Genomic DNA, 2328 nt, shown 5'->3' on the forward strand with positions numbered 1-2328 from the left:
GGTTAGGTGGTGGCTCGTGCCGAAGATCGGTGAGCATGCGGTGGTTCTCGGCGCAAGCATGGGCGGACTATTGGCCGCGAGGGTGCTTTCCGACTTTTATGAGACGGTCACCGTGGTGGAGCGGGACGTGTTGCCCGACGATGCAGTGAACCGGCGGGGTGTTCCGCAGGGTCGCCATGTGCATGCCTTACTGGGGCGAGGCTCCCAGGTCCTGGCTGAGCTCTTTCCCGGATTCCTTGACGACCTCGTCGCGTGCGGGGTCCCTGTGCTCGACTACACCGACCTGTCCAAGGTGTTCTCTTGCGTCGCCGGCCATCAGCTTATGCATAGTGGAGCGTTCAGAGACATCCCGCCCGCCTTTATCCCAAGCAGACCATTGTTGGAGTGTCTTGTTCGGCGACGGGTGCGCGAAACGGCGAATATCACGCTGATTGAGGACTATGACGTTGTTGATCTGACGTCGACCACGGCACGGGATCGTGTCACCGGCGCGCGGGTCCGTCCTCGTGACGGTGGCAGTGAACGCGTATTGAGGGCGGATCTGGTCGCTGACGCCACCGGTCGGGGTGCGCGAACACCGGCGTTCTTGGACGCCTTGGGCTATGGGCGCCCGTCTGAAGAGCAAGTCGGTGTGCGTGTGGTGTATTCCAGTCAGCTGCTGCGGATCCCGCCTGGCACGCTCAAGGAATTGGTGGTCCTCGTCACTCCCGTCCCGGGCCGGCCCATCGCCATGGCGTTAGCCGGCTACGAGAACGACACCTGGATGTTCACCATCGGCGGGATGGCGGGGCACGAACCGCCGTCCGAGCCGGCCGAAATGCTGGCCTTCGTTGAGGGTTTGGTTCCGGCGCATGTGGTGGCGGCGATTGGTGCCGCTGAGCCGCTCACCGAAGTCTGTCGTTTCCATTACCCCGAGAGTCGCTGGCGACGCTACGACAAGATGCGGCGGTTCCCCGCCGGTCTAGTGGTTGTCGGTGACGCAATCTGCAGCTTTAATCCCATTTACGGCCAGGGCATGACGGTGGCCGCCCTGCAGGCGCACGTGCTGCGCCAATGTCTACAGCGCGGCGCGAATGGCTTGGCGCGTCGTTATTTCCGTGCCGCGGCGAAACCGATCGGGGTGGCCTGGCGATTCGCGGTTGGCGGCGACCTTAACCTGCCCGAGGTCGAAGGCCCAAGACCACTGTCGCTGCGCCTCGCCAATAGGTACGTCGACCGGCTTCAGACCGCCGCCGAGTCCGACCTCTTTGTCGCCGAACAGTTCACAAAGGTCGTCGCATTCGTCGACGCGCCCACTCGGCTGCTGCAGCCGAAGATGATGATCCACATTGCGACCGCCAACCTGCGCCGCCGCGAACGCCGTCAACCAGCCGTGGCGGCGCGCGAAACGCTCGGTGACCGGGGAAGTGTTTCTTGATTCCGGGACAGTTGACCGCCGAGGGCCAAGTCCTCTTCGACGGTGAAGTCCTGGTGCTGGCGCGCCGACCTAAGCTCCGCGTATGCGCGACCTCGATGTCATCGACTCCGAACTCCGGCTCCTGGCCGTGGTGCGTTGGTCGATCCGCGGGCACCGGGGCGAGCCGTCAAGTCGTCAGGTCGACGAACAGCTCGACGAACGCAACCAGCTGATCGGAAGCTGACTGCTCAGCCAGCGTCCACGGGACCACAAAGGTTCGGAGATAGCAGATTAGGCGGAGGCGTCCTCGCCGTTTGGCAAGCCGTGACTAATTCAATCCCAGTATCGCGCACCACGTCTGGGCTGCGGTTATGCACCTTTGCATCGGCCCGCGTGCCACAAACATGCCACTAGCCCGGAAACAGGTGTTTGCTGGGGGTTAGTTGCGGCTATCAATGACAGCCCAGAACCGGCCCGCGCAGCACTCGCGCACACTGCCGGGGTCCACGCCGGGCGGTAGCGGGGCGCGATTGGCGACCGGCAGGGCTGTCCGATAGCCGCGCACGCAGTCGGGGCACGGGGTGGCCAGGATCAGCGCGAGAATAAACCGGCACGCAGTTCATACATAACAATCCACGCAGCTTGCCGGTCCATTACGGATTCGGTATCCCTGGTGTTAACGCTCCCGGTATCCCCGGTGTTACTTGCAACGCGGGTGCTGGTGGTACCGGTTTGGGGATCGGTCGTCCCGGTATTTCCGGTGCTTCCGTTGGTCGCTCATCTGGCGGGACTCCCTCGGTGGCTAGAACGGGATCGCTGGTGAATCCGTTGGGATTCATGTGATCCTTGCAGAAGTTAGTAGAGTTCATCACCACCATGTATTCCCTCCACAACCCTGGCGGGTTGGGTGCCGGTGATGTAACACCGTCTGG

General features: G+C 63.0%; 2 protein-coding genes. Both read left to right on the forward strand.

Annotated elements, in window-relative coordinates; genetic code table 11:
- Positions 1-1417: 2-polyprenyl-6-methoxyphenol hydroxylase-like oxidoreductase (locus tag VNW74_RS15720; protein WP_325678393.1), on the forward strand; the 1417-nt coding region annotated here is incomplete at its 5' end.
- Between the two features lie 82 nt (positions 1418-1499).
- Complete coding sequence (locus tag VNW74_RS15725) at positions 1500-1640, forward strand: hypothetical protein (RefSeq protein WP_325678394.1); 141 nt, start codon at positions 1500-1502, stop codon at positions 1638-1640.
- Positions 1641-2328: the final 688 nt, after the last annotated feature.

The sequence above is a fragment of the Mycobacterium sp. genome (assembly GCF_035570115.1).
GTDB lineage: Bacteria > Actinomycetota > Actinomycetes > Mycobacteriales > Mycobacteriaceae > Mycobacterium.